Below are 26,908 nucleotides of genomic sequence, written 5' to 3'. Positions count from 1 at the left end.
CGTCCTGGTTTCAGCGTAGAGACGCGGTAGCGCGCTTTATCCTTTTAGGACCTTATCGCCGCTTTTTGCCCGAACGAGCTTAAACGCATCATAAAGAGGGAAGGTACGCCTGGAAAGCGGCAATGTCGAAAAGAGTGATCTCAACGGAGCGGGAACATAAAAAAGCCCGCTGAACGCGGGCTTTGACGGGGATCAGAACTGATAGACCAGGCCGAGGGCGACGATGTCATCGGTCGCGATACCGCTGTTTTTGTAGAAGCGGTCGTCTTCATCCAGCAGGTTGATTTTGTAATCCACATAGGTGGACATATTTTTGTTGAAGTAGTAGGTCATGCCCACGTCGACATACTTGACCAGATCCTTGTCGCCGTAGCGAGAATAGGTGTAGAGATCTTTACCCTTCGACTGCAGATAGGCGACAGACGGACGCAGCGGTAAATTAAAGTCGTCAAACTGATACTGCGCGACCACTTCGAAGTTCTGCGTTTTGTTGGCAATCCCACCAAAACTATCGTTGCCGTAGAAGGTCATGTTGCGGGTTTCAGCATACATGGCGGCCAGATAGATGTTGTTGGCGTCATATTTCGCGCCGACGGTCCAGGCGTCAGCTTTATCGCCATTGGCGTAGCGCTGGCTGCTACGAGCCTCTGCCAGCTGGTTATGGGTACGGTCAGAAGACGAATACGCTGCCCCTACGCTGATCCCCATATCAAGATCGTAGTAGCTGGAGATACCGAAACCGTCGCCATTTTCCCGCGCCAGTTTACGTTTGCCGCCGTTATTAGTGCCTTCGCCAGAACCGGCGTTTTCATTATTACCCTGATACTGCAGAGCGAAATGCAGACCGTCGACGAGGCCGAAGAAGTCGCTGTTACGGTAGGTTGCCACGCCGTTGGTACGGCCGGTCATGTAAACGTCGGTCTGGGTGTAGGTATCGCCGCCGAATTCCGGCAGCATATCGGTCCAGGATTCAATGTCGTACACCACGCCGTAGTTACGACCGTAGTCCAGTGAGCCGTAGTCGGCAAACTTCAGACCAGCGAAGGCCAGACGGGTCCAGGAGTTTGCGCCTTCTTTTTCAGTGGTATTTGCCTGAATGTTGTATTCCCACTGACCGTAGCCGGTTAACTCGGAAGCGATCTGCGTTTCGCCTTTTATACCAAAGCGAGCATAGGTCTGATCGCCATCCTCTGAAGTGTCGTCAGAGAAGTAGTGCAGGCCGTCGACTTTTCCGTAAAGGTCCAGTTTGTTGCCATTGTTGTTATAGATTTCCGCGGCATTAACGGCATTGGCCATTAATAATGCCGGTACCATGAGTGCCAGTACTTTTCTTTTCATTATATATTCCCTTTTAATAATAATTTCTATGAATTATGACAATCCCTCCGGAATGACTATCAGATACTAACGACTAAGTTCATTTTTATTTAAAATAAAATATGTAAATAAATAATATAAAACATTTCAATTTATTTCAATTTGGTTCTTTATATTTTTTATGAATAATTTTTGGTGGAGTATTATTTTGTTATATAGCAATGGGATATGACTTGGTTTGATTGATTTTGTTAACTTAATGAAATGAGTTGTATGAATTAACATCAAGACATCATTCATCACGAAAATTGCTTTTTGGCCGGCAAAAATAGTCAATAGATTATCAATACAACACGCGATCTCCCGCGCCGGAATAAACTTTTCGCATGGGGAGAAGAATAAATAAAACACTCCAGCGCCCGCTCACCGGCAGCATAAGTCGCAGGTTGACGCAGAAGATGGGGATGAAACTGCTGCCTGCTGCGCAGGTTGGCGGTATAATGTGATGCTTGTCACGTTTTGAGTGGCGGTAGTGTGTTGTGTCACGGAGAGGAATGAGATGGAAGAGCAGGCAAAACGTAGCCCCGGAGGGAAGCTCGCGTTATGGGCGTTGTATGCTTTTTGCGGATATTGTGTCTGGGTCATCGTGCGTTACTGGTGGGTGGTCGGAAAAATTCACAGCGTTCCCGGCGCCAGCGTGGAGGGCGATTTGGGAACCACAGCGGGAAAATGGCTTGGCGCGCTGTTGGGGATATTAGTCCTTGCGGGCATTGGCGCGATCCTCGGGGCGGTTGTCTGGTATACCCGGCCGTCTCGCGGCGAGCGGGATCATCAGCGGTAAAGTTGCTATGCTCGAGGCTGACCTTCACATAAAGGAAAGCCTATGAACCTGGTTGACTGGCAGCAACGATATGAGCACTGGATACTGACGCACCACGCGCAGGATGATGCCGCACACGATCTGTCCCATTTTCGTCGCGTCTGGGCCACGGCTACCCAGCTGGCCGCCGGGGAGGAGGTCGACCGACTGGTACTCCTCACGGCCTGCTATTTTCATGACATCGTCAGCTTGCCGAAGAATCATCCGGAGCGAAGCCGTTCCTCGATGATGGCCGCCGAGAAAACCCTCGCTATTCTACAGTCGTCATTTGCCGATTTTCCCGCGGAGCGTTATCCGGCGGTCAGTCATGCCATCGAGGCACACAGCTTCAGCGCGGCGATCCCGCCGCGCACGCTGGAGGCGAAAATCGTCCAGGATGCCGACCGTCTTGAGTCGCTGGGGGCGATTGGCCTGGCGCGGGTCTTCGCCGTCGCCGGCGCCCTGAATACCATCTTGTTTGATGCTGAAGATCCGTTTGCTGACCGGCGGGCGCTGGATGACCGCAGATATGCCCTTGACCATTTCCAGTGCAAACTCCTGCGCCTGCCGGAGACCATGCAGACGACCAGAGGAAAAGAGATGGCGCAGCACAATGCCCGCTTCCTCGTCGAATTTATGGCCAAGCTTAGCGCGGAGCTGCAGGGGGAGCCGCTGGCGCTGGATGAAGCGGTTTTACGCCGCTTTGCACCGCAGGCGTCAACCGACCGGTGATTTATGGTACTCTCTGCAAAAATCGTCCGCGCTGGTTGAGGATATGCCGCAAAAGTTAATTAAGGAAAACAGGTCGTTGCCGCTGGCTGAGCAGGCCGGGGAAGAGGCTCAGGCGCTGCTGCGTCAGCTGATGACGATCTATGATGTGAAAACGCTGGTCGCCGAACTGGTAAGCGTCGGCGAACAGCACTGGAGCGCGGCGATCCTCAAGCGCGTGGCGGCGCTCTCCCGCGCGGCGGGGCGTTTGCGTCCGCAGGAGATCGCCCATCTGGCGACGCTGCTGCCGGCGCCGCCAGCTCATCACCCGCATTATGCGTTCCGCTTTGTCGATTTGTTTGCCGGTATCGGCGGGATCCGCAACGGTTTTGAAGCCATCGGCGGGCAGTGCGTCTTTACCAGCGAGTGGAACAAGCACGCGGTGCGTACCTACAAGGCCAACTGGTACTGTGATCCGCAACAGCATCGTTTTAATGAAGATATCCGCGATGTCACGCTCAGCCACCGCCCCGATGTCAGCGATGAAGAAGCGGCGCAGCATATCCGCGAGACGATTCCTCAGCATGATGTCTTACTGGCCGGCTTTCCCTGCCAGCCTTTCTCACTCGCCGGCGTCTCCAAAAAAAATGCCATGGGGCGCGCGCACGGCTTTGCCTGCGAAACCCAGGGGACGCTGTTTTTTGATGTCGTGAGAATTATCGCAGCGCGTCAGCCGGCGATTTTTGTGCTGGAGAATGTCAAAAACCTCAAAAGCCACGATCAGGGACGCACCTTCCGCATCATCATGCAGACGCTGGATGAGCTAGGGTATGAGGTGGCCGATGCCGGGCATACCGGGCCGGATGACCCTAAGGTCATCGACGGGCGCCATTTCTTACCACAGCACCGGGAGCGCATCGTGCTGGTGGGTTTCCGCCGCGACCTGCAGCTGCATGAAGGATTTACGCTGCGCGATATCGCTGCGCTCTATCCGGCGGTGCGGCCGACGTTTGGCGAGCTGCTGGAGCCGACGGTGGATGCCAAATTTATCCTTACGCCGGTGTTGTGGAAATATCTCTATCGTTATGCCCGCAAGCATCAGGCGCGGGGTAATGGCTTTGGTTATGGCCTGGTAGACCCCGATAATCCCCACAGCGTGGCTCGAACACTCTCTGCCCGCTACTATAAAGACGGTGCCGAAATTCTCGTCGACCGCGGCTGGGACCGGCCGTTGGGCGAGCAGCATTTTGACGATCCACAGAACCAACAGCGGCGGCCTCGCCGGTTGACGCCGCGCGAATGCGCCCGGCTGATGGGCTTTGAATCGCCCCAGGGTTCACGGTTCCGCATTCCAGTGTCGGATACCCAGGCCTATCGTCAGTTCGGCAACTCGGTGGTGGTTCCGGTCTTCGCCGCGGTGGCGAAGCTCCTGGCGCCGCGTATCGCCCAGGCGGTGGCGCGTCGCGAAGCGGATGATAACGATGGCGGATGTTCACGATAAAGCCACGCGCAGTAAAAATATGCGGGCTATCGCCACGCGCGATACGGCGATTGAAAAGCGGATAGCGGCGCTGCTGACCGGGGCGGGATTAACCTTTGTCGCCCAGGATCGCGCGCTGCCGGGACGCCCCGATTTCGCCTTACCCGACTACCGCTGCGTTATCTTTACTCACGGCTGTTTCTGGCATCACCATGACTGTTATCTGTTTAAGGTGCCGGCCACCCGGACGGCTTTCTGGCTGGATAAAATCGCCGGCAACGTGGCGCGTGACGCCCGCGACCGGCAACAGCTGGCTGAGCAGGGCTGGCGGGTGCTTATCATCTGGGAATGCGCCCTGCGCGGCCGGTTGAAACTAAATGATGAGGCGCTCACCGAGCGTCTGGAAGAGTGGATCTGCGGCGCCGGGCACGACGCGCAGATCGATACGCAGGGGATCCGCGAGCTGGCGTTTACTTCGCCGCCTTACAAGGAGTAGCCTCGCTGCGGGCGGGGAAGAGATATTTTCCCAGCGTCACCAGCACTACGGCGAAAATAATCACTGCCAGCGCCAGCCATTCAATGAGCGACAGGCTTTCACCGCCAAACCCGGTGCCGAGCAAGACGGCCACCACCGGGTTAACATAGGCATAGCTGGTGGCTACCGCCGGGGTGACGTTGCGGATCAAAAACATGTAGGCGTTGATGGCGATTAGCGAGCCAAAGATAGCCAGGTAGGCCAGGGCGGCGATCCCGGACCACGAGGGGACATGGGTTAACGTCTCACCGGTCAGCCATGACGAGACCAGCAGGACGATCCCGGCGGCGAGCATCTCGATAGCTCCCGCCATCATGCCGGTCGGCAGCTCAATCCGCGACCCGTAAACCGAGCCGAACGCCCAGCTTAGCGAACCAATCAGGATCAGCAGCGCGCCCCAGGGGTTGCCGTTCAGGTTGCCACCGCTGTTGAGCATGACGATACCTGCCAGGCCAATGGCAATGCCCAGCCACTCCAGTTTACGGGTGGCGATGCCGAAAAAGCGGCTGAAACATAGCGTGAACAGCGGCACGGTGGCGACCATCACCGCCGCGATCCCTGACGGAACGTGCTGATGTTCGGCGAGAGTGACGAAGCCGTTGCCGACGGCAAGCAGCAAGACCCCGATCAGCGCAGCGTTAAGCAGCGGCCGGCGGGCTGGCAGCTTATGGCCGGTGGCCAGCAGCCAGCCCAGCAGTAGCACGCCGGCAGAGAGAAAGCGAATACCGGCCATCATCAGCGGCGGCCAGCTGGCGACGCCGACGGCGATGGCAAAATAGGTAGAGCCCCAAATGATATACAGCGCAAACAGCGCCCCGATAAGCGGTAACAGCTGACGGGTAGACATACTTCCTCACGACGGTGCAGAGATAGAAAGGGGACATATAGTAAACGTGAAAACTATCGCGCTGGCGAGCGCTTAATTTGCGCGAGTTTGTTAAATTTATATTGACTAATTGTACCTTGGGCACCGGCCGTTTTTTAACGCATACTCGAGGGAGACATTGATGAAAAGAGAAGGAAATTATTTTGGCAGGAAGTAGTCTTTTAACATTACTCGATGATATCGCCACGCTGCTGGACGATATTTCCGTGATGGGCAAGCTGGCGGCGAAAAAAACAGCCGGGGTATTGGGCGACGATCTGTCGCTCAATGCTCAGCAGGTGACCGGCGTGCGAGCGAATCGTGAACTGCCGGTCGTCTGGGGCGTGGCGAAAGGTTCGTTCATTAATAAAGTGATCCTCGTGCCGCTGGCGCTATTGATCAGTGCTTTTATCCCCTGGGCGATTACGCCGTTGCTGATGCTGGGAGGCGCATTCCTCTGTTTTGAAGGGGTGGAGAAGGTCCTTCACAGCCTGGAGGCGCGTAAGCACAAGGAAGACCCTGCGCAACGGCAGCAGCGTCTTCAGGCGCTGGCGGAACGTGACCCGCTGGCCTTTGAGCGTGACAAAGTGAAAGGGGCGATTCGCACCGATTTTATTTTGTCCGCGGAAATTGTCGCCATCACCCTCGGCATTGTGGCGGAAGCGCCGCTGCTCAATCAGATCCTGATCCTCTCGGGGATCGCGATTCTGGTCACCATCGGGGTCTATGGCCTGGTGGGGGTGATCGTTAAGCTGGACGACATGGGCTACTGGCTGGCAGAGAAACGCGCTGCGCTGGCGCAATGGCTGGGCAAAGGATTGTTAGTGGTAGCCCCCTGGCTGATGAAAGTGCTCTCCATCGTTGGGACGCTGGCGATGTTCCTTGTCGGCGGCGGAATTGTGGTTCACGGCATTGCGCCACTGCATCATGCCATTGAGCACTGGAGCGCGGGGCTGGGCGGGATATTGGCTTCCCTGCTGCCGGTCATTGCCAACCTGGTGCTGGGTTTTATCATTGGCGCAGTGGTGCTGGCGGGCGTGAAAGTGGTGAGCAGTCTGCGCCGGTCAGTGAAGTAGAGTGGCTGCACGCAGTGTGACGGCGCTGCGTCGTCTACGCTAAAAGCGCGCCCGGCGTCGACACCAGCCGGGGCGCTGATGTCGTCAGGTTTGCGCAACGTACTGCGAGATAATGATGGATAAGCCACTTCGGTTGAAGATAAACAAGCTCCGCCACCTGACTCGCCCGGCGCATGTGGTTAACGTTTGTTTTATTGTGGTGCTTTTTTTCTCCACGTTACTGATCTGGCGTGAAATCAACGTTCTGGAAGAGGCCTATGTGGCCAACCAGCGCAATAATCTGGCTAATGTCGCCCATGAAATGGATGGGTTGCTGCAGTTCAATATTGACCGGATGATGTTTTTTCGCCACGGCATGCAGTCTGCCCTTGAGCAGCCGCTCGATATCGACGTATTGCGTAGCGCCAGTCAGCGCTATCTGAGCCAGCGTCACCAGGAGGCCTGGCGAGTAGCGCTGCCGAATCGTCGTACGCTGCCGGTGTTTGGCGTCTCGGGGAGCGTCGTCGGTAACAACCCTATACTGCTGAAGGACGATCCGCTCGCGGCTGATGAGTTGATGGCGACGCTGGAGCTGGGGTATCTGTTGAATCTGACGCAACATGACCGCGATTTCGCCGAGCGGATGCAGTATATCTCTCGCAGCGGCTTTTTCACCTCGACCCTGCCGCTGCGGGACGAGTCGCAGGTGATGACCCACTATTCGCAAGCCATCAGCGCCCTCTGGTTTACCCGACAGAGCCAGCGGAATAATCCGGGGCGGGGCGTTATCTGGCAAACCTTTCCTGACGATGACCCGCAGCTGGAAGAGCAGGTGGTCACCGCTTCGATACCGCTGGATTTCGCCGGTTACTGGCGCGGGGTGCTGGCGATGGATTTCTCGGTCAGTGAAATAAAAGCGTTTTTGGTCAGCGCCATGCAGGGCGGGCAGGAGGGGGAGTACCAGCTTTATGATAGCCATTTGAACCTGCTGGCCTCTTCCGCGCCGGGGAATGTCCTGACGCTATTGTCCCCCAGGGAACAGGAACTGCTCAGCCGCGCGTTTGTCCATGATAACCAGGGGGGGCTGCGCTTGCTGACGCGCTATATCAGCTGGGCCAAACTGCGCAATTTTGACGGCGTGTTGCTGCGGATCCACACCCTGCGGGAAGGCGTGCGGGGCAATTTTGGCACCATCACCATCGCCCTGACCCTGATGTGGGTCCTCTTCACCTTGATGCTGTTGCTCTCCTGGCTGGTGATCCGCCGCATGGTCCGCAATATGAGCGTCCTGCAAACCTCCCTTGAATGGCAGGCATGGCATGATGCCTTAACCCGTCTGCTCAATCGCGGGGCGCTGTTTGAACAGGCGATGGCGGTAGCCAGCGCCTGCCAGCGCAGTGGACGGCCGCTGTCGGTGATCCAGCTCGATCTGGATCACTTCAAGCGCATCAACGATCGCTATGGCCATCAGGCGGGTGACAGAGTGCTGTCGACGGTGGCCAGTACCCTTGCCAGCACCGTTCGTGAGGGTGACTTGCTGGGCCGCGTGGGCGGGGAGGAGTTTTGTGTCGTGCTGCCGAATACCACACTACAGGACGCGGTGGCGGTGGCAGAGCGGCTACGCCAGCGAATTCAGGGCCGGGAGGTCTTTTTACATAACAATGTGACGCTGCGGGTCAGTGCCTCACTGGGGGTCAGTACCAGCGAAGAGCAGGGGGAGTATCAGTTTGAAGCCTTACAGTCGGTGGCCGATCGTCGTCTCTATCTGGCAAAGCAGAACGGCCGCAATCAGGTCTGTTTTCGCAGCGAAGCGTGAGCAAAACGTTTCGCCCGAATCAGGCAAAATGAGATTTTTCTTAAAGTGTTCGACGGGGATCGCGCTATCGAATGAAACCGGTTTGCGGCGAAGCCTTCTCGCATCAGCCCTGCAGCCCTGCTCAAAGCAAAGCGCTAACATTCTCAATAATTTGCGTCATGAATATCGCTTGTCATGCAAAATAATTGAGGATAATGTTTTAACGCATCGGATTTCCCGGTGTAACGAATTTTCAAGTGCTTCTTGCATTAGCAAGTTTGATCCCGACTCCTGCGAGTCGGGATTTTTTTCGCCTGCCGTTAGCGGTTAACTTCACTGGCGCTGAAATCGTGAATGTCGAGCTCAAATGCCTCCGCCAGTTCGCGCCAGGTATGTGACCCGCGGCCATCAATGCTGGCGCGCTGTGGGTCGTCCAGAGTGCGATGGATTTCACTTTCGCTAATCTCATTAATCGCTGCCAGTAGCGCATCCACGTTGACATCAACGTCATTTCCGGCCTGGCCAGTCAATCGATTCTTCATCATTACCCCCTCGCTGAGCGTCGCTCAAGCCTCTTTAAGTATAGTCGGTCTAAAAAAACACCAGTCATGGGCCGCGACGCTGCGAGTTGCGTGGTTTTGTTCTACACTGGCTGAAAAATAGAGGAGAGTGAATATGCAGGTGAACGATCGTGTCACGGTGAAGACCGACGGTGGCCCACGTCGATCGGGGGTAGTGCTGGCAATTGAGTCGTTTAGTGAAGGGACGATGTATCTGGTTTCGCTGGAAGACTATCCTTTAGGGATCTGGTTTTTCAACGAAATAGAGCATCCGGATGGGATCTTCGTCGAAAAAGAAGCCTCATAAAACGGGACTGGCGGTACCACCGCCAGTCTGTTTCAACGCAGATTCACCTGAATACCTGAAGTTACGTTTTCGGTCAGCCGAACGATATGGTAAATCACCTGCTTATTGTGCGTTTGTATTTTCTTTTTAATATTGCCTTTATGCGATGATACCGTCTTCGCTTTGATGTTCATTTGCGTTGAAATTTGTGACGTGCCGTGCCCGGCCATCCACATTTGCAGCATATTTGATTCTGTTTTACTCAGCGACAACGTCGGTAAATTTAATTGCCCCAGGCTACTGTTTTTGTATTTTAGATAATTAACCAGAATAACATCAAGGTCTTTTGGCGTTATCGATTTCGAACTGATCAGCAGGTTTTTCCGTACCCGCAAATAGCGGTCAAAATGAATGTTTGCCAGCGACATAAAGATAACAAACAGCGTCGCCGGGTTTTGCGTAATGATCTGGCGAATAATGCCATTACTTTCATCATCATGCACGAAGCAGTCTTCATTAAGAAACACCACTGCCGGACAACACGACGCGCAATGTTTTTGCAAATCTGTCGCGCAATGGACCTCAACGATTTCCTGTTTTTTTATTCCCCGACTGGTCAGATAACCCGTTAAGCCTAACCGGGTATAACTGCACAAATCCATAATCATCGTTGACATGACCCATCCTCAATCAACACGTAACGATATTCTCTTCACACGCATTGTGCGAAGCAGTCCTTGCGAGCAGTAATAGTAGGTTTACGAAAGAACCTATTAGTTCCGTTAAACTATTCCGCATCTATGCATATAATTTGCCAGGAAAACTCTTAAAGTAAAGTCGAGAACCGGTAGTGTGAGCGGATTAAAAACAAAAAGTGCCCATAGATGCTATGGTTACGCCCCAAACATTATTTTATTTTCGGAATTTCCTTATTTCAAATGAAGGCGGTGCTGCCCGTTCCTGTTTTGCCCGGTTTTTCCGCCGGGAGCGGGGGTGGAAGGCTTAACGCTTTAATGCCACAATACTTTTTTATCGGCTTGTGGGATGAATGATGAAACAGTTAGTTTTTGCGGGCATGGTGGTGGCGCTGGCCGGATGTGTGCAGGTTGATCATTACGATGACGTCGTTAAAGCACCGGCGCCGGCTGGCCTTGAGGGCTACTGGCAATCGAAAGGGCCGCAGAGTGAAATGATGAGCCCTGACGCGATCGCCAGCCTGATCGTCACTAAAGAAGGGGATACCTTCGACTGCCGCCAGTGGCAGCGCGTGATCGCGCAGCCGGGTAAACTGATGAACCGCGATAACCAGATCTACAACGTTACCGCTTCCCTGGATATCTATCCAATCGAGCGTGAGGGCAATACCCTCTCCTACGATCGTATGACGTTGACTCGCGTTGAACGCCTCACCCCTGAGTGCGAAAAGGCGTGGGCCAAAGCGCGTACGACAGGGGCCGTCAGCGCGCGGGCTTCCGTGCGCTGAGGTTCCGGCGGGCCCGTTCCGGCCCGCCAGGTACATCGCCAGCTGACTACAGCACGGCTTCCATCACCCACACGCTCACGCTACCCCCGTTGCAGGTAAAGATCGCGCTACCCTCAGCGTCGGTTTCGACAATCTCTTCCCGGTTGCCGAGAAAATCCCGCCAGCGTTTATTGCCATAGTTCTCGCCCAGCGTCAGGGTTTTTTCTCCCTCATCGCCATTGGACATCACCACCACGCAGCCGGGATCCTCGTCGGTGCCGCTACGGCTGAAGGCAATACAGTTGGGGTGATCGAACCACAGCGTTTGCACGCCATGGGCAAAGCGCTGACGGGCGTCGATCAGTTCATGCAGTTGTTCGATAACGGGCATCTCAATGGCGTAGGTTTGTCCATCGCCGCCGGTATCTTCATAGGATGCGCCGAAAAGATCGGCATAAAAGACCGACGGCACACCATTTTCACGCAGCAGGATCAGCGCATAGGCCAGCGGCTTGAACCAGGGTTCAACCGGCGCCTCGAGGGCCTGCAGCGGCTGCGTATCGTGGTTTGTCACCAGCGTCACGGCGTGAAAAGGGTCTGCTTCCACCAGCGTGCCGCTGAATATCTGGCTCATGTCATAATCGCGCCCCTGGCGTGAGGCTTCATGAAATTTCATCTGCAGCGGGGCATCGAACAGCATCGTCTTGCCCTCGACCAGGTCGATATACTGCTGGAGCTTTTCCACCTCATGGGACCAATACTCCGCGACAATAAACAGCGGCTGCGGTGCCACCTCCTGGACGTGCTCGATCCACGCTTTGTAAAACCAGGCGGGGATATGCTTCACGGCGTCAAGACGAAAACCATCGCAGCCGGTCTGCTCCATGACCCAGCGCGCCCAGTATTTGATCTCCTCGGTAACGGCGTGATTACGAAAATCAATGTTGGCGCCCATCAGGTAGTCGAAGTTACCAAGCTCATCGTCGACCTGCTCGTTCCAGCCTTCACCGGTGTAATCGTTGACGATTTTAAACACACCGTCTTCCGTCGGATTCTCAATGTGGTCGATACCGCTAAAGCATTTGTAGTCCCAGACAAATTGCGAATACTGCCCGGCCCGCACCGGAAAGGTATAGCGAGTCCATGCCTCACACTCAATGATCTCCTCGGCAATCTGGGTGCGATCGTGCTCATCGACGCGCTGCACCTGCAGAGTTTCTTTTTCATCGGCGCCCATTTTGTGGTTCACCACCACATCCAGCAGCACGGCGATATCATGCTCTTTCAGAGCCTTCATCGCCGCCAGCAGCTGCGCTTTATCGCCATATTTGGTGGCGACTGAACCCTTTTGATCAAACTCACCAAGGTCGAAGAGATCATAGGTGTCATAGCCGACGGAATAACCGCCCGAGGCGCCTTTATAGGCGGGCGGCAACCAGACCATATTGATGCCGATTTCATTCAGGCTGGGGGCCAGCGCTTCGACTTCACGCCATAGCTCGCCGCCGGCGGGGTAGTACCAGTGAAAACATTGCAACAAAGTGGGGTTTTTCATCTTCCATGCTCCAGACGTCAACAGGCTGACCTTTGCAGTATGGGAGATATCCCGCAAAACGGGAGAGGAAAGCCCTGATTTTCGCTATACCCTAATCGGGATCATATATAATAAATTGGCATAAGATGTAGCGTAACGATGTTGGTGCCGGGCCGTTAAGCGCCTTACACTACAGGAAAATCCTAACCTTCGGGGTATCTATGAAATTAGCACTTCTGGGTCGTCAGGCGCTGATGGGCGCGATGGCCGTTGTTTTGATGGCTGGCGTTAGCGTGAAAACTTTTGCAGCGGAAAACCTGCTCAATCAGGTTAAAGAGCGCGGTACCCTGCGCGTGGGCCTCGAAGGCACCTATCCTCCTTTCAGCTTCCAGGGCGATGACGGCAAGCTGACCGGATTTGAAGTGGAGTTTGCCAACGAGCTGGCGAAACATCTTGGCGTGAAAGCCGATCTCAAACCGACCAAATGGGACGGTATGCTGGCCTCGCTGGACTCCAAACGCATTGACGTGGTGATTAACCAGGTCACTATCTCCGATGAGCGTAAGAAGAAATACGATTTCTCAACCCCGTACACTATCTCCGGTGTGCAGGCGCTGGTGAAGAAAGGTAACGAAGGCGCGATTAAAACCGCAGCGGATCTGAAAGGCAAGAAAGTCGGCGTCGGGCTGGGCACTAACTATGAAGAGTGGCTGCGTCAGAACGTCCAGGGCGTTGATGTCCGCACCTATGATGATGATCCGACTAAATACCAGGATCTGCGTGTAGGCCGTATTGACGCCATTCTGGTTGACCGTCTGGCCGCGCTGGATCTGGTGAAGAAAACTAACAATACGCTGGCGGTAACCGGTGAAGCATTCTCCCGTCAGGAGGCCGGCGTGGCGCTGCGCAAAGGCAACGACGATCTGCTGAAAGCGATTGACGCCGCGATCGCGGATATGCAGAAAGATGGCACCCTGAAGGCGCTGTCAGAGAAATGGTTTGGCGCTGACGTGACGAAATAACGGTCAGTGGTGAAAAAAGGCGCTCCTGGAAGCGCCTTTTTTTATTTAGCGCGTAACTGTGTGCATAATGAAGCATAACTGAGTCAGGAGGGGCCATGTCACTGCAAAATTTAACCCGCTTTCCGCGTCTGGAATTGATTGGCGCGCCGACGCCGCTGGAGTATCTGCCGCGTTTGTCCGATCACCTTGGGCGCGAGATTTTTATCAAACGCGATGATACAACGCCGCTGGCGATGGGAGGCAATAAACTGCGCAAGCTGGAGTTTCTCGCCGCCGATGCGCTGCGGGAAGGGGCAGATACCTTAATCACCGCCGGCGCGATCCAATCCAACCATGTGCGTCAGACGGCGGCGGTCGCCGCGAAGCTGGGGCTGCACTGCGTGGCGCTACTGGAAAACCCCATTGGCACCGAGGCGGAGAACTATCTGAGCAATGGCAACCGCCTGCTGCTGGATCTGTTTAATACCCAGGTTGAGATGTGCGATGCCCTGACCAATCCTGCCGAACAGCTCGACGAGCTGGCGACCCGCATCGAGGCGCAGGGCTATCGCCCCTACGTCATCCCGGTCGGCGGATCCAATGCGCTCGGGGCGTTAGGCTATGTGGAAAGCGCGCTGGAAATCGCCCAGCAGTGTGAAGGCGCGGTGGAGATCTCATCGGTGGTGGTGGCTTCCGGTAGCGCCGGTACGCATGCCGGGCTGGCAGTGGGACTCGAACAGCTGATGCCGCAGGCGGAACTGATTGGCGTGACGGTATCGCGCTCCGTCGCTGACCAGCTGCCAAAAGTGGTGGCGCTGCAGCAGGCCGTGGCCAACAGCCTCGAGCTGCAGGCGAAAGCCGACATCACCCTCTGGGATGATTACTTAGCCCCGGGCTACGGTACGCCGAACGAGGAAGGCATGGCCGCCGTGAAGCTACTGGCGCAACTGGAAGGTATTTTGCTCGATCCGGTCTATACCGGCAAAGCGATGGCCGGGCTTATCGACGGCATTACGCAGAAGCGTTTTAAGGATGAAGGACCGATTTTGTTCGTCCATACCGGCGGGGCGCCGGCGCTGTTTGCCTATCATCCTCACCTTTAATACAGAAACGACAGCATGCAAGAAAGTATCCAACTGGTCATCGATTCCGCTCCTTTTCTGCTCAAAGGGGCCGTCTTTACGCTGCAGCTGAGCATTGGCGGGATGTTTTTCGGCCTGGTGCTGGGCTTTATCCTGGCGCTGATGCGCATGTCGCCCCTCTGGCCGGTAAAATGGCTGGCGCGCATGTATATTTCCATTTTTCGCGGCACGCCGCTTATCGCCCAGCTGTTTATGATCTACTACGGCTTGCCGCAGTTTGGCATCGAGCTTGACCCGATTCCGGCGGCGATGATCGGCCTGTCGCTCAATACGGCGGCCTACGCGGCGGAAACCCTGCGCGCGGCCATCGCCTCGATCGACAAAGGGCAATGGGAAGCGGCGGCCAGTATCGGCATGACGCCGTGGCAGACGATGCGCCGGGCCATCTTACCCCAGGCGGCACGGGTCGCTTTGCCGCCGCTGTCCAACAGTTTTATCAGCCTGGTTAAAGATACCTCGCTGGCGGCGACGATCCAAGTGCCAGAGCTGTTCCGTCAGGCGCAGCTTATCACCTCGCGAACCCTTGAGGTCTTCACCATGTATCTCGCGGCCTCGTTGATCTACTGGGTGATGGCGACCGTCCTCTCCTCGCTGCAGAACTATTTTGAAAACCAGCTGAACCGCCAGGAGCGTGATCCGAAATGAGTGCGATAGAAGTGAAAAGCCTGGTGAAGAAATTCCATGGCCAGACGGTGCTCCACGGTATCGACCTGGAGGTACAGAAAGGGGAAGTCGTGGCGATCATCGGCCCCAGCGGCTCGGGTAAAACCACTCTGCTGCGCAGCATCAACTTGCTGGAGCAACCGGAGAGCGGCACCATCCGCGTTGGCGATGTGACCATCGACGCCGGTCGCAGCCTGGGGCCGCAGAAAGGACTCATTCGCCAGCTGCGCCAGCATGTCGGCTTTGTCTTCCAGAACTTTAATCTGTTTCCCCACCGTACGGTGCTGGAGAACATTATTGAGGGGCCGGTCATCGTAAAAGGTGAAGATAAGCAGGAGTCGATTGTGCGGGCGCGCGATCTGCTGGCGAAAGTGGGTCTCAGCGGTAAAGAGAATAGCTATCCTCGTCGCCTCTCCGGCGGTCAGCAGCAGCGGGTGGCTATTGCTCGCGCGCTGGCCATGCGTCCGGACGTGATCCTGTTTGATGAGCCAACCTCGGCCCTCGATCCTGAGCTGGTGGGGGAAGTGCTCAACACCATCCGCCAGCTGGCGCAGGAAAAACGCACGATGGTTATCGTGACCCATGAAATGAGTTTCGCCCGCGACGTTGCCGATCGGGCCATCTTTATGGATCAAGGACGCATTGTCGAGCAGGGAGAAGCGAAAGCATTGTTCGCCTCCCCGCAGCAGCCGCGTACTCGCCAGTTCCTCGAAAAATTTCTGATGCAGTAAACCATGCGCTGACGTGGCGGCTTTCCCGGGGGAGGGCCGCCGCGTACAGCCTGTCTTCCCTGCGGCGCGCCACGCTCCTCGTCACCTCTTTGTGCTATTTCTCCCTGTGGCCGTATACACCGCTTCCCATCCCCCCTTGTAGGGTGTAGAAAATGACGGGAAAGTGAGCACGAGGTTCTGCGCTGAGAACGGGAAAAAGGCAAGCCTTCAGACTAATAAATGCGACACCGACAATATTTTATACATATAAATAAGATTTATGTGTTAGTTTTCTGTATTTATAATAATGATTATCAATCAGGAGTTATTTGCACAGCTATGAGGGACAATGATTTTTTCAGCTGGCGGCGGGATATGCTGCATCAATTTCAGTCCGTGGCCGCTGGTGAGGAGGTTTATAATCTCCTGCAACGAGAAACCGAAGCGCTGGAATATGATTACTACACGCTTTGTGTACGCCACCCGGTGCCTTTCACTCGCCCCCGCGTCACCTTCCAGTCGACTTATCCCCGCGCATGGATGTCGCACTACCAGGCCGAGAATTATTTCGCGATAGATCCGGTATTACGCCCGGAGAATTTTATGCGTGGCCATCTGCCATGGGAGGATGGGCTGTTTCGCGATGCGGCGGCATTATGGGACGGCGCCCGCGATCATGGTCTGAAAAAAGGGGTGACCCAGTGCCTGACGTTGCCCAACCATGCGCAGGGTTTTCTCTCCGTCTCCGCGAATAACCGTTTACCGGGCTCTTATCCTGATGATGAACTGGAGATGCGCCTGCGCATGCTGACGGAGCTAAGCTTGTTGGCGCTCCTGCGTCTGGAAGATGAGATGGTCATGCCGCCGGAGATGAAGTTCAGCCGCCGTGAACTGGAAATTCTGAAATGGACCGCGGAAGGGAAGACCTCGGCGGAGGTGGCGATGATTCTTTCTATTTCGGAAAATACGGTGAATTTCCACCAGAAGAATATGCAACGGAAATTCAATGCGCCGAACAAAACGCAGATAGCCTGTTACGCGGTGGCGACAGGGTTAATCTGAGAGCGCCTGTCGTTCTGCGTGCCAGACGTGACACCGGCTGTCAGGGATACTTTCAGCCGGTACAGGATTACTGACGGTAAGCTTGTTTAATTTGCTTAACGGTGCTGGAGAATACGGCAGCCTGAGCCTCATCTTCCATCTGCGCGATCTGCTTTTCCATTTTAATAATCACGCGACCCGCATCCGCCTGGCCCATCGCCTGCAGCATCAGCGTTATCATCGCTTTCAGGCAGGAGACTTCCTGCGCCAGTTCTTGATTATTTTCTGCAGTGGAAAAATCTGGTGTGCTCATCGATATCCTCGTTTACTCGCTGCGCTAATGCGCCTTACCCAATGTGAAGGCCGCGCAGTATACCACAAGCGACGGGAAAAAAAGGAGTGCTTAATTTCTGTTCTCTCATCTGAGCTGTGAATGATTCAGTGCTTCGGATAATACGTAATAGCCGCCAGGCCGCCATTAATTTATTCCATCTATTTAGCACGTTAATATTTGTTACATATTTTGCTGCGTATTTATGCGCTACGTAATCTGTTGTGTTTTTTGTGCTTTCTGTATGAGGATTGTTAAAAAATAAGACGACGGCAACTGACTGTTCTCAATGACTTTCCACTATGTGTGCACAGACATTGCCATAAATGAGCGGCAAATCGAGGTGAGGGCATTTTTTTGCCTTTTAAATTAGCAATAAAACCCGGTAATATGTGGGAGATAAAGTATCAGTAGCGTTATCCCTCATTCTGGAGATTATTCCTTTGATCAACGTTCTTCTTGTTGATGACCACGAACTGGTGCGCGCAGGGATACGACGCATTCTGGAAGATATAAAAGGGATTAAAGTCGCTGGCGAAGCCTGTTGCGGCGAGGACGCCGTGAAGTGGTGCCGGGCTAATTCCGCAGATGTCGTCCTGATGGACATGAACATGCCCGGGATCGGTGGTCTTGAAGCCACGCGCAAAATCGCGCGCTCCGTGGCGGGCACGAAAGTGATCATGCTCACCGTGCATACCGAGAATCCTCTACCTGCCAAGGTCATGCAGGCGGGGGCGGCGGGCTATCTTAGCAAGGGTGCTGCACCGCAGGAAGTGGTGAATGCGATCCGCTGCGTGGCGTCCGGACAACGTTACATTGCTTCCGATATTGCTCAGCAAATGGCGCTAAGTCAGATTGAACCGGAAAAAACGGAATCGCCGTTTGCCAGTTTGTCTGAACGCGAATTGCAGATTATGCTGATGATCACCAAAGGTCAGAAGGTGAATGAGATCTCAGAGCAGCTCAATCTGAGTCCCAAAACGGTTAACAGCTATCGCTACCGAATGTTCAGCAAATTAAACATTCATGGCGATGTGGAGCTGACCCACCTGGCAATTCGCCATGGCCTGTGTAATGCGGAGTCGTTAGCAAGCCAGTGAGTGATGTTTTTGACGCAAAAGCTTTCCTGAAAACGGTGACCAGCCAGCCCGGTGTGTATCGGATGTATGATGCTGGCGGGACCGTCATCTATGTTGGCAAAGCCAAAGATCTGAAAAAGCGGCTCAGCAGCTATTTCCGCAGCAATCTCGCGTCGCGTAAAACCGAAGCGCTGGTGGCGCTGATTGCGCAGATTGACGTGACCGTCACTCACACCGAGACGGAAGCGCTGCTGCTGGAGCACAACTATATCAAGCTGTACCAGCCGCGTTACAACGTGCTGTTGCGCGATGATAAGTCTTATCCTTTTATTTTCCTCAGCGGTGATACTCATCCACGTCTGGCGATGCATCGCGGCGCCAAACATGCGAAAGGCGAGTACTTTGGTCCTTTCCCCAACGGCTATGCCGTGCGGGAGACCCTGGCGCTGCTGCAGAAAATTTTTCCTGTTCGCCAGTGCGAAAATAGCGTCTATCGCAACCGCTCGCGTCCCTGCCTGCAGTATCAGATTGGCCGCTGTCTGGGGCCGTGCGTGGCGGGGCTGGTCAGCGAAGAAGAGTATGCTCAGCAGGTTGAGTATGTACGGCTGTTCCTTGCCGGCAAGGACGATCAGGTCCTGACCCAGCTCATCGCCAGAATGGAGAAAGCGAGCCAAAGTCTGGAGTTTGAAGAGGCCGCGCGCATTCGCGACCAGATTCAGGCGGTCCGCCGGGTGACGGAGAAACAGTTTGTTTCTAATACCGGCGACGATCTTGACGTTATCGGCGTCGCCTTTGAGGCCGGAATGGCCTGCGTCCATGTGCTGTTTATCCGCCAGGGCAAAGTGCTGGGCAGCCGGAGCTACTTCCCGAAAGTGCCGGGCGGCACTGAGCTGGGAGAGGTCGTAGAGACGTTTGTCGGTCAGTTCTACCTGCAGGGTAGCCAGATGCGTACCCTGCCGGGGGAGATTTTGCTCGACTTCAGCCTTGGTGATAAGACGCTGCTGGCCGAGTCGCTGTCGGAGCTGGCGGGACGTCGAATCAATGTACAGACTAAACCGCGCGGCGACAGAGCGCGTTACCTTAAGCTGGCGCGCACCAACGCCGCGACGGCGTTAACCACTAAGTTGGCTCAGCAGTCGACCATTCATCAGCGCCTGCAGGCGCTGGCCACCGTGCTGGAACTGCCGGCCGTGAAGCGAATGGAGTGCTTTGACATCAGCCACACCATGGGCGAGCAGACCGTGGCGTCCTGCGTGGTGTTTGACAGCAATGGTCCGCTGCGTGCGGAGTACCGGCGCTATAATATCACCGGCATCACCCCGGGCGATGACTATGCGGCGATGAATCAGGTCCTGCGCCGTCGCTATGGTAAAGCGATTGATGATAATAAAATTCCGGATGTGATCCTGATAGATGGCGGAAAGGGGCAGCTGGCGCAGGCGAAAGCGGTGTTTGCCGAACTGGATGTTCCCTGGGATAAACATCATCCGCTGCTGTTGGGCGTGGCGAAAGGCAGCGATCGTAAAGCCGGCCTGGAAACGTTATTCTTTGAACCGGAAGGCGAGGGGTTTAGCCTGCCGCCGGATTCGCCCGCTCTGCACGTAATCCAGCACATCCGCGATGAATCGCACGATCATGCGATTTCCGGACATCGTAAAAAACGGGCGAAAGTGAAGAGCACCAGCTCGCTTGAGACTATCGAGGGAGTAGGGCCGAAGCGTCGCCAGATGCTGCTGAAGTATATGGGTGGGCTGCAGGGGCTGCAGCAGGCCAGCGTCGAGGAAATTGCTAAAGTACCGGGCATCTCTCACGGTCTGGCAGAAAAGATCTTCTACTCGTTGAAACATTAGGGGCTCTGTAGCAACATAGGGCTAATTTTTACTTACAACAGATAGTTACCCGTCACTATGCAATTTAATATCCCTACGTTGCTTACTCTGTTTCGCGTCATCCTCATCCCGTTCTTTGTGCTGGCGTTTTATCTCCCCTTTAGCTGGGCGCCGTTTGCCTGCGCGTTAATTTTCTTTGTCGCCGCCGTGACCGACTGGTTTGATGGTTTTCTGGCTCGTCGCTGGAATCAGAGCACCCGGTTTGGCGCCTTCCTGGACCCGGTGGCGGATAAAGTCATGGTGGCTATCGCCATGGTGCTGGTTGCCGAGCACTATCACACCTGGTGGGTCACGCTGCCGGCGGCGACCATGATCGCGCGTGAAATTATTATTTCGGCACTGCGCGAATGGATGGCTGAGCTGGGGAAACGCAGCAGCGTGGCGGTCTCGTGGATTGGCAAAGTTAAAACGACCGCACAGATGGCCGCCCTGGTATGGATGCTGTGGCGTCCTTATCCATGGGTAGAGTGGGCCGGGATCGCGCTTTTCCTCGTGGCGGCGGTGCTGACGCTGTGGTCGATGCTGCAGTATCTGAACGCGGCGCGCGGCGATTTGCTTGATCAGTGATCGTTTCGCCGTTATTTTCAGCAAACGATGCAAAGTTGCGAAAAATACCGTTGACTCACCGCGAGAGATAAGTAGAATGCAACGCATCGAACGGCGGCACAGTCTTCCAGACGATAACAAAATCAAGTGATTAGCAAATAACTTGATAATGCGGGAATAGCTCAGTTGGTAGAGCACGACCTTGCCAAGGTCGGGGTCGCGAGTTCGAGTCTCGTTTCCCGCTCCAGATTAACAGCATCGGCAGTAGCGGGTGCTTCAGTATTAAAGGCGCGTTAGCAAAGCGGTTATGTAGCGGATTGCAAATCCGTCTAGTCCGGTTCGACTCCGGAACGCGCCTCCACTTTCTATCCCGAGCCCGGATGGTGGAATCGGTAGACACAAGGGATTTAAAATCCCTCGGCGTTCGCGCTGTGTGGGTTCAAGTCCCACTCCGGGTACCATTGGGATAAAAGCAGAATAATCAAAGCAATAAGCAGTGTCGTGAAACCACCTACGGGTGGTTTTTTTGTTTCAAAACCACCCATTTCATAATATCACTTCATACTAGTTTTCTTGTCCACCTTGCTCTTCCCCCAGGATAACCGCACCCGGCTAAACCGTCGCGCCTCGTGGAATAATGTCGTTGGGATGATTTCGCTCCCCCAAACCGGCAGGGGGAGGCAAATCGATACTCTGCGTGCCAGAGGCCGGAGGTGAAACCGTCTCTAGAGTTCGAGGTTGAACGAAAGGACTTTAGATATAATTACCATCTCATCCGTAAGCGAGGAGAATTTTCCGGTAAATCTTTCTTCAGACTCAGGTGTCAAACTATATAGTGAATAATTTTCACCCGAAGATATACGCTCCAGTTGAAGATAGGCGGGTTTCTGCAAGGCAAAAGCCAACAGATAGAAATTAGTCGTGTGGTGAGAAAGTTCAGTGACTAATTCAGGGAGTTGCTTTGCTATATCTATTTCCTCTCTACAGCAAATCACAAAAAGCTTCCCTTCTTTGCTTTTTAATATGTTTCTGAATCTTTTAACCGCGCGGACGTAATACTCATAATCAGCAGGAGTATTTGGGTCGCGATGCGTGAATATATCATTCAGACGATATTTTTCTTTGTATTTATTGTGGTGTGCTCCGGGTTCTCGCGACTGGCGACGTAATGAGCTGTACTCATTTTTATCTAAAAATGAGGTAAAATCATCCCTCAGGCAGTCGATAATCATCGCCGGACAGGAAAATAGCCAGTCAAAAGGCAGTGATATCTTTTTCAGGTTGAATTTTTTCAATGTCCATGAAGTTAAACAATGGCTGCCCAGGGAGACAATATGTTTGACGTGCATTGAATCATCAGGAGCACTCTCTGTTAACGCTTGTGGTGTGTAACTGAATTTATCAGATGACATTCTGGATTTCGTGAAAGCAATAAACTCGTCGCTATGCATCAGCGATGAGTTAAGAAGTTCTGCTGATTCTGCAAGTGACTTATTAGCAATGGCGTTGAGGTAGTTTTTCAGACCATCGCTATCTGCCGGTCGACCGAGTAGCATTTTATAGGTTGTTTTTATTAGATGTATTTTTAGGTATTTTTCTTTAATGTCATATCTCATTTTTTATCCAATTGAAGCTGTAGTCTTTCTTTATTTTATTGCTGCTAAAACAGGTAGGCATACAAATTGTATGGGATTATGTCAAATAGACAGGATATTGGCAATCGAGGAAATACGGGCGGCTACAGAGGACGCGGTTATTGAAGACGCTCGCCAGAATCTACGGATCCTGATGCCTGAACTGACAGGGAAAATATCCCGGAGGAGAGCATCGCACGCAGGCGAATGAATACATCACGCTCAGCGGCGATCGTTCATTTGTCCCAGGACAAAACGATCTCTCCTTGCTACTATCAACCGGACTTTTATCCCAGCCTGCCGGAGGCATCATGTTCACAGGGCTTTGCGCATTTCCGTTGACGCCGCTGCATCAGCAGCATCTTGATGAAAAGGCGTTTATCCGTATTCTCTCTCGTCTTACCGATACCGGAGTCGACTCTCTGGGCATCTTAGGCTCGACCGGCAGCTACGCGTATCTGAATCGTGAGCAGCGCAAGCGGGTGGTGCAGGTGGCGAAAGCGCATGTTGGGTCGATCCCGATGATGGTTGGCGTCGGCGCCATCGCTACCAGCGAGGTGCTGCGCCTGGTGGAGGATGCCCAGCAGGCCGGGGCGGATGCGTTATTACTGCCGATGATGTCCTATCAGCCGCTTTCTGCGGAGGAGATCTTTGCCTTCTACGAAGAGGTCTGTCGGCACGTCTCGGTTCCGGTTTGCCTGTATGACAATCCCCGCACCACTCACGTCACGCTGGCGGATGAGCTGCAGGGGCGCATCGCTGCCTTGCCGGCCATCGCCTCGATTAAAATTCCCGGCTTGCCTGAGCCGCAGGCGAGTGAGCGGGTGGCAACGCTACGCCGTCATCTTCCTGCCCGCGTTACGCTTGGCGCCAGCGGCGATGCCCTGGCGACGGCGGGATTGCAGGCCTGTTGCCAAGTCTGGTACTCGGTTTGCGGCGGGCTCTTTCCCCAGCTTTCAGGGGCGCTGGTAAGGGCGATTCGTTCTGGTGACGCGGCACGGGTTGCGGCGCTGAATGCGCAGCTGGCCCCTCTCTGGCGATGCTTTGACCGCTATGGCGGCAGCCTGCGGGTAATCGCCAGCGCGGCGGCCATTCTGGGGCTGTGCGACCCTGACTGCCTTCCCCGCCCCTTGCTGCCGTTAGGGGAGGAGGCCATTCGCGACGTGGCGGCGGCGCTGCACGGCCTGGCCTGATGGGCATGGGCCGTGCAGCGCCTGGTGGCTTTCTGTCGGCAATTCGGCTACTGTAGGCCCGATTTTTACCATGCGAGCCTGTGAATGAATACCGGACCTTTAAACGAAAACGAACTGGAATGGCTGGACGAGACGCTGGCGAAATACGCCACCGAAGGCGCTATTCTGGATGTGTCTGAACTGGATGGCCTGCTGACGGCTATTCTCTCTGCGCCGACCGATATCGAACCAGCTCAGTGGCTGGTGGCGATCTGGGGCGGGGCGGATAATGTGCCGCGCTGGGCCAACGACCGCGAGCGCGATCGCTTTGTCGATCTGACGCTGCAGCATATGAGCGACATCGCTGAACGCCTGGAGTCCTATCCCGATCAGTTCGAACCGCTGTTTGGCACCCGCGAAGCGGAAGGTCAGGAGCTGACGATCGTCGAAGAGTGGTGCTTTGGCTACCTGCGCGGCGTAGCGCTGAGCGACTGGTCGATGCTGCCCGCTGAACTTCAGCCGGCGCTGGACGCTATCGCGCTCCACGGCAGCGAAGCGCAGTTTACCGCGCTGGATAATCTGACGGCGGATGAGTTTATCGACAGCATCGAGCGTATCACGCCGGCGGCGCTGGCGCTTTACCAGTACTGGATGGCGAATCCCCAGCCGGTGGTGGTTCCGCAGCCGGTCAGAAATGAGGCGAAGGTCGGACGCAACGATCCCTGCCCGTGCGGGAGCGGAAAAAAGTATAAGCAGTGCTGCTTAGCAAAATAAAACCTGGGGGCCAGCCGGCCCCTTTTTTATCCCACCGCAGGCAGCAGTCCGGCGACGATACTGAACTGAATCGCCACAATACCGATCCCGCACAGCAGAACCAGCCACAGCGCCGGCGCGCCGCCGACCACCCGCCAGGCAGCCTGCGGATGTTGTCGGCGGCTCTTCATTGCCAGCAGGGCAGGCAACATCAGGGCCAGCACGGCGAGTGCCACCCCGGCGTAGCCCAGGGCCATAACAAAACCGCGGGGATAGAACAGGGCGAACGCCACCGGCGGCAGGAAGGTGATCGCGCCGCTCTGCAGACGTCCGCTGACGCTGTTTTTGCGTTGAAACACATCGGCCAGGTAATCAAACAAGCCGAGCGAGACGCCGAGGAATGAGGTCGCCAGCGCGAGGTCGGCAAACAGGTGTACGGCCAGCTCCACGTGCGGCGACGCCACCACTTCGCGGATCGCCTCCAGCAGACCGTTCAGACCGGCGTTTTTGGCCAGCAGCGCGGTAAAAGCGGGAGGGTTGATACTCCCCAGCGTCGCCAGCTGCCAGAAAATATAAGCCACCAGCGGAATAAAGCTGCCGATAATAAATACCCGGCGCAGTTTACGGATATCGCCGCCAAGATAGCTGACGATGCTCGGCACACTGCCGTGAAAACCAAAGGAGGTAAAGATCACCGGAATGGCGGACAGGGCCAGGCCTTGCTCAACCGGCAGCGTCAACAGATTGACCTGATGAATATGCGGCATCAGTAGCGCCAGCATAATCACCAGAAAGATGATTTTGGCGCTGAACAGGAAGCGATTGAATAAGTCGACCAGCGAGGTACCGATGCACACCACCGCCCCGCCCAGCGCCGTAAACAAAAGTACGCCGGCCGCCGGCGGCAGCTGCCAGTCCAGCCACTGGTTGAGGCTGGAGGCGAGCAATTCACCGGCGCCACTGATATAGGCCGCCGTGAGGGCATACAGCAGAAACAGCATGCAGAACCCGGTAACCCACTGCCCGTAACGGCCCAGATAGCGTGCGGCCAGGGAACCGAGCCCCATGTCGGCAGGCACGTGCTGGTAGACTTCCAGCAGCAACAGGGCGGTATAGCACATCAACGCCCACAAGGTGAAAAGTAAACCCAGCGTGACGGCAAACCCGACGCCGGCGGCGGCCAAGGGCATCGCCAACATTCCTGCACCGATAGTGGTGCCAGCTACGATTAAAATACTGCCCAGAGTGCGGTTTTTCACGCTTTTCGCTATCCCTACAGCTAATAACAATAAATTATGCCGCGCAGAGTAGGGGATATTACAGCATTCGTCAAATGAGGGTTACAAGTACTGTAATTTTATCTTTACGCATTTAAGGGTGCGAAAGCCTGCGCTGGCGCAAGGCGCCGATGGCATGGCTGGCCTAAGCTGGTGGTTTTCAGGAGGGGTTATGTCTTCTATTCATGGTCATGAAGTTTTACAGATGATGCTCGCCTCGGGTGAGTCCTGGACGGTCGCCTCGCTGGAGGCCGCCATTCGCCGCCGCTTTGGCGAAGAGGCGCGGTTTCACACCTGTTCAGCAGAGCATCTAAGCGCCGCAGAGCTGGTGGCGTTTTTAGAGAAAAAAGGCAAATTTATTGCCAGAGAGGAAGGTTTTACTACCGCAGAAAATAAGATTTGCCGGCATTAAAATGGCCGCGACACGGGGGTGTCGCGGCGCGGAAGATTAATTCTGTGTGTCGAGGGTCGCCAGTTCTTTATCGATAAAGTACAGACCTTCGCCACTTTTTCCAACGAGGGTCAGTTTATCAATCACCGATTTAAATAATTTCTCTTCTTCGTGCTGTTCAGCGACATACCACTGCAGGAAATTAAAGGTCGGGTAATCCTGACTGGTCATGGCGGCGTGCGCCAGTTCATTAATTTTTTGCGTGATCAGCTGCTCGTGCTCATAGGTCTGGCGGAACAGCTCGTCCAGTGAGGCATATTCGGCAAACGGGGAGGCGATCGCGTTGATGCGCGGCAGGCTACCGGTGTCGGTCAGGTAGTCGAACAGGCGCTGCATATGGGTCATCTCTTCCTGGGCATGGCGACGCAGGAAGGCCGCAGCCCCTTCAAAACTGTGGTAACTGCACCAGGCGCTCATCTGCTGATAAAGAAGAGAAGAATAAAGTTCAAGATTCATCTGTTCATTCAGTTTGTCGATCATTTCCGTTTTCAGCATTGTCGCGCTCCTGGAATTAAAAAATAGATGTTATCGGCTGCCACTATAATTTGTTATTTAATTATTTGCAAAAAGTAAATTTAAAAATGTTTTATTTAAAATGCTAATGGGAATAACACGCATTGGCAATTTAATAATAAATGAGAATGGTTTTAATTTATTATTAATTGTGGTGGAAAATGGTATGACCGGCCAACGGGCTGCGAGGTAGAGCGCGCGAGGTGAGGGGGGCATGCCTGGGGGCGGGGACCTGGCGACTGGACTGGCG

Annotated in this window: 28 protein-coding genes, 3 tRNA genes and 1 pseudogene; 22 read left to right on the top strand and 10 right to left on the bottom strand. The window is 54.7% G+C overall.

Annotation, left to right across the window (positions count from 1 at the left end; genetic code table 11):
- Nucleotides 1–192: 192 nt before the first annotated feature.
- The gene (gene ompC / locus A1WC_RS09165; RefSeq protein ID WP_008804200.1) at nucleotides 193–1,338 is read right to left on the bottom strand and encodes a porin OmpC; all 1,146 of its coding nucleotides are present in this window, start codon (nucleotides 1,336–1,338) and stop codon (nucleotides 193–195) included.
- Between the two features lie 538 nt (nucleotides 1,339–1,876).
- On the opposite strand from ompC, the gene drpB reads away from it, so the two are divergent.
- The 4 genes from drpB (at nucleotide 1,877) to A1WC_RS09185 (ending at nucleotide 4,860) form a co-directional block, all read left to right on the top strand.
- Nucleotides 1,877–2,158, top strand: a complete 282-nt coding sequence (gene drpB / locus A1WC_RS09170; RefSeq protein WP_016161410.1) for a cell division protein DrpB — start codon at nucleotides 1,877–1,879, stop codon at nucleotides 2,156–2,158.
- Between the two features lie 42 nt (nucleotides 2,159–2,200).
- On the top strand, nucleotides 2,201–2,908 hold the full coding sequence (locus tag A1WC_RS09175) for a phosphohydrolase (protein WP_016161409.1): 708 nt from the start codon (nucleotides 2,201–2,203) through the stop codon (nucleotides 2,906–2,908).
- 76 nt (nucleotides 2,909–2,984) lie between these two features.
- Entirely contained in the window at nucleotides 2,985–4,385 is a 1,401-nt protein-coding gene (locus A1WC_RS09180) for a DNA cytosine methyltransferase (RefSeq protein ID WP_016161408.1), read from the top strand.
- Complete coding sequence (locus A1WC_RS09185) at nucleotides 4,366–4,860, top strand: very short patch repair endonuclease (RefSeq protein ID WP_016161407.1); 495 nt, start codon at nucleotides 4,366–4,368, stop codon at nucleotides 4,858–4,860. Before A1WC_RS09180 ends, A1WC_RS09185 begins: the two co-directional genes overlap by 20 nt.
- Here the strand turns inward: A1WC_RS09185 and yedA are convergent.
- Nucleotides 4,835–5,746: a drug/metabolite exporter YedA gene (yedA, locus tag A1WC_RS09190; RefSeq protein ID WP_008804205.1), complete on the bottom strand. Its 912-nt coding sequence runs from the start codon at nucleotides 5,744–5,746 to the stop codon at nucleotides 4,835–4,837. The two genes, A1WC_RS09185 and yedA, sit on opposite strands and share 26 nt — an antisense overlap.
- Nucleotides 5,747–5,928: 182 nt before the next feature.
- On the opposite strand from yedA, the gene A1WC_RS09195 reads away from it, so the two are divergent.
- Nucleotides 5,929–6,840 (top strand): DUF808 domain-containing protein, encoded by a 912-nt coding sequence (locus tag A1WC_RS09195; RefSeq protein ID WP_008804206.1) that lies wholly within the window; start codon nucleotides 5,929–5,931, stop codon nucleotides 6,838–6,840.
- A 115-nt stretch (nucleotides 6,841–6,955) separates the two neighbouring features.
- Complete coding sequence (dgcQ, locus tag A1WC_RS09200) at nucleotides 6,956–8,635, top strand: cellulose biosynthesis regulator diguanylate cyclase DgcQ (protein WP_016161406.1); 1,680 nt, start codon at nucleotides 6,956–6,958, stop codon at nucleotides 8,633–8,635.
- Nucleotides 8,636–8,934: 299 nt separating this feature from the next.
- Here the strand turns inward: dgcQ and A1WC_RS09205 are convergent, their stop codons facing one another.
- Complete coding sequence (locus tag A1WC_RS09205) at nucleotides 8,935–9,156, bottom strand: YodD family protein (RefSeq protein ID WP_032691215.1); 222 nt, start codon at nucleotides 9,154–9,156, stop codon at nucleotides 8,935–8,937.
- Between the two features lie 133 nt (nucleotides 9,157–9,289).
- Here A1WC_RS09205 and dsrB point away from each other — a divergent pair, with 133 nt between their 5' ends.
- Nucleotides 9,290–9,481 carry a protein DsrB gene (dsrB, locus tag A1WC_RS09210; RefSeq protein ID WP_016161405.1) on the top strand — a complete coding sequence of 64 codons (192 nt, stop codon included), beginning with the start codon at nucleotides 9,290–9,292 and terminating at the stop codon, nucleotides 9,479–9,481.
- Nucleotides 9,482–9,513: 32 nt separating this feature from the next.
- On the opposite strand, the gene rcsA is transcribed toward dsrB, so the two are convergent.
- On the bottom strand, nucleotides 9,514–10,137 hold the full coding sequence (gene rcsA / locus A1WC_RS09215) for a transcriptional regulator RcsA (RefSeq protein ID WP_008804210.1): 624 nt from the start codon (nucleotides 10,135–10,137) through the stop codon (nucleotides 9,514–9,516).
- A 371-nt stretch (nucleotides 10,138–10,508) separates the two neighbouring features.
- Here rcsA and yedD point away from each other — a divergent pair, with 371 nt between their 5' ends.
- Nucleotides 10,509–10,943 carry a lipoprotein YedD gene (gene yedD, locus A1WC_RS09220; protein ID WP_162493239.1) on the top strand — a complete coding sequence of 145 codons (435 nt, stop codon included), beginning with the start codon at nucleotides 10,509–10,511 and terminating at the stop codon, nucleotides 10,941–10,943.
- A 46-nt stretch (nucleotides 10,944–10,989) separates the two neighbouring features.
- Here yedD and amyA read toward each other — a convergent pair whose 3' ends face one another.
- Complete coding sequence (amyA, locus tag A1WC_RS09225) at nucleotides 10,990–12,477, bottom strand: alpha-amylase (RefSeq protein ID WP_008804212.1); 1,488 nt, start codon at nucleotides 12,475–12,477, stop codon at nucleotides 10,990–10,992.
- 200 nt (nucleotides 12,478–12,677) lie between these two features.
- Here amyA and tcyJ point away from each other — a divergent pair, with 200 nt between their 5' ends.
- From tcyJ to sdiA, 5 genes are all read left to right on the top strand, one after another.
- Nucleotides 12,678–13,478, top strand: coding sequence for a cystine ABC transporter substrate-binding protein (tcyJ, locus tag A1WC_RS09230; RefSeq protein ID WP_008804213.1), 801 nt, complete (start codon nucleotides 12,678–12,680; stop codon nucleotides 13,476–13,478).
- Nucleotides 13,479–13,573: 95 nt separating this feature from the next.
- On the top strand, nucleotides 13,574–14,560 hold the full coding sequence (gene dcyD, locus A1WC_RS09235; RefSeq protein WP_016161403.1) for a D-cysteine desulfhydrase: 987 nt from the start codon (nucleotides 13,574–13,576) through the stop codon (nucleotides 14,558–14,560).
- Nucleotides 14,561–14,575: 15 nt separating this feature from the next.
- Nucleotides 14,576–15,244, top strand: a complete 669-nt coding sequence (gene tcyL / locus A1WC_RS09240) for a cystine ABC transporter permease (RefSeq protein WP_008804215.1) — start codon at nucleotides 14,576–14,578, stop codon at nucleotides 15,242–15,244.
- On the top strand, nucleotides 15,241–15,993 hold the full coding sequence (gene tcyN, locus A1WC_RS09245; RefSeq protein ID WP_008804216.1) for an L-cystine ABC transporter ATP-binding protein TcyN: 753 nt from the start codon (nucleotides 15,241–15,243) through the stop codon (nucleotides 15,991–15,993). Before tcyL ends, tcyN begins: the two co-directional genes overlap by 4 nt.
- A gap of 318 nt (nucleotides 15,994–16,311) precedes the next feature.
- Nucleotides 16,312–17,034 carry a transcriptional regulator SdiA gene (gene sdiA / locus A1WC_RS09250; protein WP_008804217.1) on the top strand — a complete coding sequence of 241 codons (723 nt, stop codon included), beginning with the start codon at nucleotides 16,312–16,314 and terminating at the stop codon, nucleotides 17,032–17,034.
- A gap of 67 nt (nucleotides 17,035–17,101) precedes the next feature.
- Here the strand turns inward: sdiA and A1WC_RS09255 are convergent, their stop codons facing one another.
- Entirely contained in the window at nucleotides 17,102–17,326 is a 225-nt protein-coding gene (locus tag A1WC_RS09255; protein ID WP_004122104.1) for a DUF2594 family protein, read from the bottom strand.
- A gap of 461 nt (nucleotides 17,327–17,787) precedes the next feature.
- Here A1WC_RS09255 and uvrY point away from each other — a divergent pair, with 461 nt between their 5' ends.
- The 6 genes from uvrY (at nucleotide 17,788) to A1WC_RS09285 (ending at nucleotide 21,319) form a co-directional block, all read left to right on the top strand.
- A complete protein-coding gene (gene uvrY / locus A1WC_RS09260; RefSeq protein ID WP_002911539.1) occupies nucleotides 17,788–18,444 on the top strand; it encodes a UvrY/SirA/GacA family response regulator transcription factor in 657 nt (218 codons plus the stop codon).
- Nucleotides 18,441–20,273: an excinuclease ABC subunit UvrC gene (uvrC, locus tag A1WC_RS09265; RefSeq protein WP_016161402.1), complete on the top strand. Its 1,833-nt coding sequence runs from the start codon at nucleotides 18,441–18,443 to the stop codon at nucleotides 20,271–20,273. Before uvrY ends, uvrC begins: the two co-directional genes overlap by 4 nt.
- A 57-nt stretch (nucleotides 20,274–20,330) precedes the next feature.
- Nucleotides 20,331–20,879 carry a CDP-diacylglycerol--glycerol-3-phosphate 3-phosphatidyltransferase gene (gene pgsA / locus A1WC_RS09270; protein ID WP_008804219.1) on the top strand — a complete coding sequence of 183 codons (549 nt, stop codon included), beginning with the start codon at nucleotides 20,331–20,333 and terminating at the stop codon, nucleotides 20,877–20,879.
- Between the two features lie 150 nt (nucleotides 20,880–21,029).
- Nucleotides 21,030–21,105 (top strand) — tRNA-Gly (locus tag A1WC_RS09275).
- A gap of 40 nt (nucleotides 21,106–21,145) precedes the next feature.
- Nucleotides 21,146–21,219, top strand: a tRNA-Cys gene (locus tag A1WC_RS09280).
- Nucleotides 21,220–21,232: 13 nt separating this feature from the next.
- Nucleotides 21,233–21,319, top strand: a tRNA-Leu gene (locus tag A1WC_RS09285).
- A gap of 264 nt (nucleotides 21,320–21,583) precedes the next feature.
- Here the strand turns inward: A1WC_RS09285 and A1WC_RS09290 are convergent.
- Nucleotides 21,584–22,474 carry a DUF1796 family putative cysteine peptidase gene (locus A1WC_RS09290; RefSeq protein ID WP_012967666.1) on the bottom strand — a complete coding sequence of 297 codons (891 nt, stop codon included), beginning with the start codon at nucleotides 22,472–22,474 and terminating at the stop codon, nucleotides 21,584–21,586.
- A 329-nt stretch (nucleotides 22,475–22,803) separates the two neighbouring features.
- Between A1WC_RS09290 and A1WC_RS09295 the strand changes: the two genes are divergently transcribed.
- The gene (locus tag A1WC_RS09295; protein ID WP_016161401.1) at nucleotides 22,804–23,685 is read left to right on the top strand and encodes a dihydrodipicolinate synthase family protein; all 882 of its coding nucleotides are present in this window, start codon (nucleotides 22,804–22,806) and stop codon (nucleotides 23,683–23,685) included.
- Between the two features lie 84 nt (nucleotides 23,686–23,769).
- Nucleotides 23,770–24,438 (top strand): YecA family protein, encoded by a 669-nt coding sequence (locus A1WC_RS09300; protein ID WP_016161400.1) that lies wholly within the window; start codon nucleotides 23,770–23,772, stop codon nucleotides 24,436–24,438.
- Between the two features lie 26 nt (nucleotides 24,439–24,464).
- On the opposite strand, the gene tyrP is transcribed toward A1WC_RS09300, so the two are convergent.
- Nucleotides 24,465–25,676, bottom strand: coding sequence for a tyrosine transporter TyrP (gene tyrP, locus A1WC_RS09305; RefSeq protein WP_012541234.1), 1,212 nt, complete (start codon nucleotides 25,674–25,676; stop codon nucleotides 24,465–24,467).
- A gap of 190 nt (nucleotides 25,677–25,866) precedes the next feature.
- Between tyrP and A1WC_RS09310 the strand changes: the two genes are divergently transcribed.
- Nucleotides 25,867–26,106, top strand: a complete 240-nt coding sequence (locus A1WC_RS09310) for a YecH family metal-binding protein (protein WP_016161398.1) — start codon at nucleotides 25,867–25,869, stop codon at nucleotides 26,104–26,106.
- 36 nt (nucleotides 26,107–26,142) lie between these two features.
- On the opposite strand, the gene ftnA is transcribed toward A1WC_RS09310, so the two are convergent.
- Entirely contained in the window at nucleotides 26,143–26,640 is a 498-nt protein-coding gene (gene ftnA / locus A1WC_RS09315) for a non-heme ferritin (protein WP_008804225.1), read from the bottom strand.
- Between the two features lie 57 nt (nucleotides 26,641–26,697).
- A pseudogene (locus A1WC_RS28330) lies at nucleotides 26,698–26,808 on the bottom strand (hypothetical protein); the annotation flags it as partial.
- Nucleotides 26,809–26,908: the final 100 nt, after the last annotated feature.

This window comes from Klebsiella sp. KTE92 (genome assembly GCF_000398905.1).
Classification (GTDB): Bacteria; Pseudomonadota; Gammaproteobacteria; order Enterobacterales; family Enterobacteriaceae; genus Klebsiella; species Klebsiella variicola.
This window is presented reverse-complemented; position numbering and strand designations above follow the sequence as displayed.

Coding starts and splice junctions, on each gene's coding strand:
- A1WC_RS09255 (WP_004122104.1), bottom strand. CDS start 17,326: ATGAGCACACCAGATTTTTCCACTGCAGAAAATAATCAAGAACTGGCG.
- A1WC_RS09290 (WP_012967666.1), bottom strand. CDS start 22,474: ATGAGATATGACATTAAAGAAAAATACCTAAAAATACATCTAATAAAA.
- A1WC_RS09300 (WP_016161400.1), top strand. CDS start 23,770: ATGAATACCGGACCTTTAAACGAAAACGAACTGGAATGGCTGGACGAG.
- dcyD (WP_016161403.1), top strand. CDS start 13,574: ATGTCACTGCAAAATTTAACCCGCTTTCCGCGTCTGGAATTGATTGGC.
- dsrB (WP_016161405.1), top strand. CDS start 9,290: ATGCAGGTGAACGATCGTGTCACGGTGAAGACCGACGGTGGCCCACGT.
- pgsA (WP_008804219.1), top strand. CDS start 20,331: ATGCAATTTAATATCCCTACGTTGCTTACTCTGTTTCGCGTCATCCTC.
- A1WC_RS09205 (WP_032691215.1), bottom strand. CDS start 9,156: ATGAAGAATCGATTGACTGGCCAGGCCGGAAATGACGTTGATGTCAAC.
- A1WC_RS09185 (WP_016161407.1), top strand. CDS start 4,366: ATGGCGGATGTTCACGATAAAGCCACGCGCAGTAAAAATATGCGGGCT.
- A1WC_RS09310 (WP_016161398.1), top strand. CDS start 25,867: ATGTCTTCTATTCATGGTCATGAAGTTTTACAGATGATGCTCGCCTCG.
- dgcQ (WP_016161406.1), top strand. CDS start 6,956: ATGGATAAGCCACTTCGGTTGAAGATAAACAAGCTCCGCCACCTGACT.
- tcyL (WP_008804215.1), top strand. CDS start 14,576: ATGCAAGAAAGTATCCAACTGGTCATCGATTCCGCTCCTTTTCTGCTC.
- ompC (WP_008804200.1), bottom strand. CDS start 1,338: ATGAAAAGAAAAGTACTGGCACTCATGGTACCGGCATTATTAATGGCC.
- amyA (WP_008804212.1), bottom strand. CDS start 12,477: ATGAAAAACCCCACTTTGTTGCAATGTTTTCACTGGTACTACCCCGCC.
- ftnA (WP_008804225.1), bottom strand. CDS start 26,640: ATGCTGAAAACGGAAATGATCGACAAACTGAATGAACAGATGAATCTT.
- rcsA (WP_008804210.1), bottom strand. CDS start 10,137: ATGTCAACGATGATTATGGATTTGTGCAGTTATACCCGGTTAGGCTTA.
- sdiA (WP_008804217.1), top strand. CDS start 16,312: ATGAGGGACAATGATTTTTTCAGCTGGCGGCGGGATATGCTGCATCAA.
- yedA (WP_008804205.1), bottom strand. CDS start 5,746: ATGTCTACCCGTCAGCTGTTACCGCTTATCGGGGCGCTGTTTGCGCTG.
- A1WC_RS09295 (WP_016161401.1), top strand. CDS start 22,804: ATGTTCACAGGGCTTTGCGCATTTCCGTTGACGCCGCTGCATCAGCAG.
- tcyN (WP_008804216.1), top strand. CDS start 15,241: ATGAGTGCGATAGAAGTGAAAAGCCTGGTGAAGAAATTCCATGGCCAG.
- yedD (WP_162493239.1), top strand. CDS start 10,509: ATGATGAAACAGTTAGTTTTTGCGGGCATGGTGGTGGCGCTGGCCGGA.
- drpB (WP_016161410.1), top strand. CDS start 1,877: ATGGAAGAGCAGGCAAAACGTAGCCCCGGAGGGAAGCTCGCGTTATGG.
- tcyJ (WP_008804213.1), top strand. CDS start 12,678: ATGAAATTAGCACTTCTGGGTCGTCAGGCGCTGATGGGCGCGATGGCC.
- A1WC_RS09175 (WP_016161409.1), top strand. CDS start 2,201: ATGAACCTGGTTGACTGGCAGCAACGATATGAGCACTGGATACTGACG.